The organism is Streptomyces sp. NPDC000151 (assembly GCF_040301705.1).
In the GTDB taxonomy this organism is placed as follows: domain Bacteria; phylum Actinomycetota; class Actinomycetes; order Streptomycetales; family Streptomycetaceae; genus Streptomyces.
Genome location: NZ_JBEPFC010000243.1, coordinates 1 through 6,047 on the forward strand (window position 1 = coordinate 1; position 6,047 = coordinate 6,047).

Annotated in this window: 3 protein-coding genes; all 3 read left to right on the plus strand. The window is 75.7% G+C overall.

Annotated features, from left to right (window positions below):
- On the plus strand, positions 1–1,230 hold a 1,230-nt coding region (locus ABT381_RS34675; RefSeq protein WP_351601736.1), incomplete at its 5' end, for an aKG-HExxH-type peptide beta-hydroxylase.
- 100 nt (positions 1,231–1,330) lie between these two features.
- Positions 1,331–4,327: an FxSxx-COOH system tetratricopeptide repeat protein gene (gene fxsT, locus ABT381_RS34680; protein ID WP_351601740.1), complete on the plus strand. Its 2,997-nt coding sequence runs from the start codon at positions 1,331–1,333 to the stop codon at positions 4,325–4,327.
- 122 nt (positions 4,328–4,449) lie between these two features.
- The coding region (gene fxsT, locus ABT381_RS34685) for an FxSxx-COOH system tetratricopeptide repeat protein (RefSeq protein ID WP_351601743.1) at positions 4,450–6,047 on the plus strand (1,598 nt) is incomplete at its 3' end.

The following is a 6,047-nucleotide window of genomic DNA, read 5'->3' on the forward strand; positions in this document are numbered from 1 at the left end:
GCGGCGGCCCGGGTGGCGGAGCACTGGGCGCTGCTGGAGGCCGCCGACCGCGCCGACCGGGACGCCACCCGCCGGGTGCTGTACTACCCGCTGCTCGGGCCCTGGGTGCGGCGCGCCCTGCACGGTCTCGCGGCCGCCGTCCCGCCGCCCGGCCTGCTCCCCGACCTCGAACACCTCGGGGCCGTCGCCGCGGCGGCCGCCGCCCGCGCCCGCCTGCCGTTCACCCTGAAACTGCGTGCCCCGGGCGGCGTACTGGCCCTGCCCACCCTCGGCGCGTACACCCTGCACGGGCGCGACGCCGGACGCGAGGGGCCGCCCGCCGAGGCCGAACTCCTTTTCGCAGGCGGCAGGTTGACGATCGGGCCGCCCGTGGGCCCGCCCGCCGTGCTGCTGCCGCGGGCCGACGGTGCCTGGGAGTCGGCCGACCCCGCATGGCGCCCGCTGCGCCCGCTCACCGGCGGCCCCCACCCCGTACTGCTGGACGACCTCGACCCCTTCCGCACGGCCGACAGCGGGCTGGAGCGGCACGGCCTCAGGCCCGCCGAGCCGCTCGGCGCCGCCGAACGGACCCGCTGGCAGGCGGCCTGGGCCGGGGCCTGGCCGCTGCTGGAGCGCGGCGGCCCGACCCGCGCCCTGGAGGCGGACGTCCTGCTGGACTGCGTCGTGCCGCTCGCGCCGCCCCCCAACGCCAGCCCGCACGCCTCGGGCCCCGCGCACTGCAGCGGCACCCGCCGCGAGGCGTTCGGCGCGGTCCTCAGCTCCACCCCGCAGACCCCCGCCTTCCTCGCCGCGACGCTCGTTCACGAGCTCCAGCACGCCAAGCTCGCCGCCCTCGCCGAGCTGACGCCGCTGCACCACGACGCCGGCACGGCCCGGCACTGGGCGCCCTGGCGGCCCGACCCGCGCCCCTTCGACGGGCTGCTCCAGGGCACGTACTCGCACCTCGCGCTCGCCGACTACTGGCAGCGCTTCGCGCTGACCGCCGGGACCGCGCTGGAGCGGCACACCGCGTGGGCCGAGCACTCCCGCTGCCGCGAACAGGTCGGCGCCGCGCTGCCCACGCTGCTCGGCTCGCGCGCCCTCACCCCGGCCGGCCGCGTCCTGGCCGGCGCGATGGCCGAGCGGCTCACTCGTTTGCGGGAACGCCCCCCGCCCGAGGGGTACTTGGCACGCGCGAGCGCCTACGTGGAGACGTCGCGGACGATGTGGCGACGACAGCACGCGCGATGACCGCCGACGACCGGTTCGCCGGTGTATGTTCCCCAGAAGGGCAGCTCTGACGGTCCTTGCCCGGCCGTCCGTTCGTACGCAAGACGAGGGAGTCGTTCGAATGCCCGCAGCGCGCAGGAGCACCGCACCCACCGGCCGGCCACCGGTCACGGTCAGTTTCGCCGGCTTCAACCGCGCGTGGGCCGCCTGGATCGGGGACCGGCTGGAACGGCACGGGATGCGGGTGGCCTTCCAGCGCTGGGACCCGCGGGCCGGCACCCCGCTGGAGGACGCGCTGAGCGACCTCGCGCTCGCCGAGGGCACCGTCCTGATCGTGCTCAGCGACTGGTACATCCAGCTCGGCCCGCGCAGCCACGAGGAGTGGAATGCCGCGCTGCGCACCGTCGTCGCCGACCGCCAGGACAAGTTCGCCGCGGTCTCCGTCACCACGAACGCGCTGCCCACCGCCACCGCCGTCTTCGGCGCCGCCGAACTGGCCGACGTCGGCGCCCGCGAGGCCGAGCGGCGGCTGCTGGCCCGGCTCGGCATCGAGCCCGACCCGCACGCCGAGCCGGAGGAGGACGGCGGCGGCCCCCGCTACCCCCAGGAGCAGCCGCGCGTCTGGGGCGGCGTGCCGCGCCGCAACACCCGCTTCACCGGCCGCGAGAACCTCCTCGCGGACGTCTACCACCGCCTCCAGCAGGCCGAGCGCGGCGCCGCCGTGTGCACGCTGTACGGCATGTCGGGCGTCGGCAAGACCCAGCTCGCCACCGAGTACGTCTACCGCTTCGGCTCCGAGTACGACGTGGTGTGGTGGGTCGCGGCGGGCGAGCGCACCCCGATGCGCCAGCGGCTGGCCGAGCTGGCCCCCGCGCTCGGCCTGAGCACCGGCCAGGAGTACGGCGAGCGGCTGCGCGCCGTCCGCGACGCGCTCCGGCGCGGCGAGCCGTCCTCCCGCTGGCTGCTCGTCCTGGACGGCGCCGACCAGCCCGAACACGTCGCCGACATGCTGCCCTCCGGCCCCGGCCACGTGCTCCTCACCTCGCAGAACCGCGAGTGGAGCGAGCACAACACCATGATGTTCGAGGTCCCGGTCTACACCCGCGAGGAGTCCATCGCCTTCGTCCGGCGCCGCGCCCCGCGCCTGGACCGCGCCGAGGCGGACCAGCTGGCCGAGGCGCTGGAGGACCTGCCGCTGCTGCTCGACCAGACGGCGGGCTGGCTCAGCGACTCCACGATGACCGTCGACGAGTACGTCGACCTGCTGGAGAGCGGCGCCGACGCCGAGGTCGTCCGGGTCGCCCACGACTTCCCGATGACCTACCAGACGTCCTGGTCGATACTGCAGAACCGGCTGGCCGAGGCGGTGCCCGCCTCCGTCGACCTGCTGCGGCTGTGCTCCTTCTTCGCGCCCGCCGCCATCCCCGTACGGCTGCTCCGCGACATCCCGCCCGGCGACCTGCCGGAGGAGCTGACGGGGCTGATGAACGACCCGCTGCTGTGGAACCAGGCCATCAGCAAGCTCCTGCAGTACTCCGTCGTGCGCATCGAGTCCCACGACGTCACCGCCGACGACGCGTCCCCCGGCGGCGAGATCCTCTACATGCACCGCATGGTCCACCAGACCGTGCGCGCGCTGATGCCGGACCGGCAGCAGGCGGAGTACAGCCGCGTCGCGCAGCGCGCGCTGGCCGCCGCCGACCCGCTGCGCCCCACCGACACCCGCCTGTGGCCCCGGTTCGCCGAGCTCGCCCAGCACCTCAAGGCCGCCAACGTCCTGGTGAGCCGGGACCCGGACGTGCAGAACCTGGTCCTGAACGTGCTGCGGTACATGTACCTCTCCGGTGAGTACCGCTCAGGCCTCAAGCTCGCCGAACGCGCCCTGGCCGCCTGGCGGGAGCTGCTCGGCGACACCCACCCGCGGATCTGGGACCTCAGCTACCACTACGCCAACCTGCTGCGGGCCACCGGCGACTACGCCGCCACCGAGGCGCTGGACCGCGTCGTCCTGGACCATCTGCGCGACACCCAGGGCCCGCGCGACCTGGACACGCTGCGCGCCGCCAACGGGCTCGCCGCCGACCTGCGCGGCCTCGCCCGCTTCGAGGAGGCCCTGGAGCTGTCCACCACCGTCCTGCAGGGCTACACCGACCTGGTCGGCGAGCAGGACTCGCGCACCCTGAACGCGCAGAACAACCTGGCCGTCTCGCTCCGCCTCCTCGGCCGCTACACCGAATCCCTGGCACTGCACCGCCGCACCCTGGAAGCCCGCCGCGAGCTGCTGCGCCCCCGCCACAACTGGTCGCTCTTCTCCGAGATCCACGTCGCCACCGACCTGCGCCTCCTCGGCCGCTACGCCGAGGCCACCTCGGTACAGGAGCACAGCGTGCGGGTGCACCGCCTCGTCATGGGCAACGACAACCCCCAGACGCTGCGCGCCGAGCACAACCTCGGGCTGTGCTACTACCGCACCGGCGACCGCGCCAAGGCCGGCCGCCTCCTCGGCCGGGCACTGGAACGCTCCGAGCGGGTGCTCGGCGAGACCGACCCGCTCACCCTCATGGTCGCCGTCAGCTACTCCTGCTTCGCCCGCGAGCACGGCAGCCTGGACCAGTCCCGGGAGATCGGCGAGCAGGTCGCCGAGCGGTACCTCTTCCAGCTGGGCGCGGCCCACCCGTACACGATCGGCGCCCAGGCCAACCACGCGCTCGTGCTGCGCGCCGCGGGCGAGCGGCAGCAGGCGCTGCTGCTGTCCGAGGAGTCGCTGGAGGGGATGCGCCGGGCGGTCGGCCCCGACCACCCCTGGACGCTGGGCTGCGCGCTGAACGCCGCGGCGGCCCGCAACTTCGCCGGCGACCCGGAGAGCGCCGCCGAACTGGGCCGGGACACCGTCGCCCGCGCCGCCGCCACCCTGGGCCTGCGCCACCCGCTGACCCTCTCCGGCCAGATCGCGCTCGCCGCGGACCTGCGTGGCCTGCGCAAACGCCAGGAGGCCGACAAGCTGGAGGAGGAGGCCCTGACCGGCCTGAGCACCGTACTGGGCCCCCAGCACGCCCACACCGTCTCCGCCCGCGCCCGTACCCGGCCCTACTGGGACTTCGAGCCGCAGATGACCTGATGCGGCGTCAGCTGCGGTCGGGCTCCCCGTACTAGGCCGGAATCCGCTCGCGGTCGCCGGGCGCGGTGGGATACGGAAGAACAGGGCCGTATCGACGGTCCCCCGGAGGAGAGCAGGACCGTATGGCGCAGCCGGCGGAGTCGACGTTCCCGCAGCGGCCGACGGACGCCGCGTCCGCGCGGGTGCCGCGGCCCGCCCGGCCGGTACGGCCCGGTCCGCCGCCCGGCCCGCGGGTCACCGTCAGCGTCGCCGGGGACGGCCGGGCCTGGGGCGACTGGATCGCCGACCGGCTCGAACGCCACGGGCTGCGCGCCCCGCTGCACCACTGGGACCCGCCCGCCGCGATGGAGCTGCGGGCCGCGCTCGCCGGGCTCACGCTCTCCGGCGGCCGGGTGCTGCTCGTCTTCAGCGCCGGCTACTTCCAGCCCGGCGTCCGCACGGGTCGGGAGTGGGACGCGGCCCTCGCCGCCGTCACCGCCGCCCACCCCGGCCGCTTCAGCGCCGTCTCCGTCACCGACCCCGGCAACCTCCCGCGGGGTGCCGCCGCGCTCGGCCCCGCCCAGCTGACCGAGGCCGGCGCGCACCACGCCGAGCGCCTCCTGCTGCGCCGCCTCGGCCTCCCGGACATCCCGGCGCCCGGCACCGGCGGCCCGCGCTTCCCGCTGGACGCGCCCGACGTCTGGGGCGGGGTGCCGCGCCGCAACCCGCGCTTCACCGGCCGCGCGTCCCTCCTCGCCCGTGTCCACCGCCGCCTGGCGGGCTCCGTACGGGGCGCGGCGGTCTGCACGCTGCTGGGCATGGCGGGCGTGGGCAAGACCCAGCTGGCCGCCGAGTACGTGCACCGCTTCGCCGCCGAGTACGACGTGGTGTGGTGGATCGCCGCCGGGGAAGGGGAGGAGGCGCGGCATCAACTGGCAGCTTTGGCGCCGGAGTTGGGGATCAGGTGCGGTGCCGGGTCCGGCGAGCGGCTGCGCGCGGTCATGGACGCACTGCGGCGCGGCGAGCCGTACCACCGCTGGCTGCTCGTCCTGGACGGCGCGGACGACCCCGAAGCGGTGGCCGGCCTGCTGCCCAGCGGGTCGGGCCACGTCCTGATCACCTCGCGGAACCGCTCCTGGGACACCTACAACACCCTGCTCCTGCCGGTCCCCGTCCTCGACCGCCCGGAGAGCGTCGCCTTCGTACGCCGCCGGGCCCCGCGCCTGGCCGCGGCCGACGCGGACCGGCTGGCCGCGGCCCTGGAGGACCTGCCGCTGCTGCTGGACCAGACGGCGGGCTGGCTGAACGACTCCGACATGAGCGTCGGGAGCTATCTGCGGCTGCTGGAGGGCGGCATCGGCGACGCCCGCACGGTCGTCGCCGAGGACTTCCCGATGACCTTCGCCGCGGCCTGGACGGCGCTGCTGGACCGCATCGCCGAGACCGCGCCGGACGCCGGGGAGCTGCTGCGGCTGTGCGCCTCCTTCGCGCCCGGCACCGTGCCGGTCACCCTCCTCGGCCGGATCCGCGGCGACTTCGCCCCGCTGACCGGCGACCCGCGACGGCTCCAGGACGCCCTGCGGCTGCTCGCCCGCTACTCCGTCGTGGACGCCACGGAGACCGCGGACGGCGCCGGGATCACCGGCGTCCACCTGCACCGCATGGTCCGCCTCCTGGTCCGCGAGGGCGTCCCGGCGCCGGAGCGGGAGCGGTACGCGCGCGCCGTGCGCGGCGCGCTCGC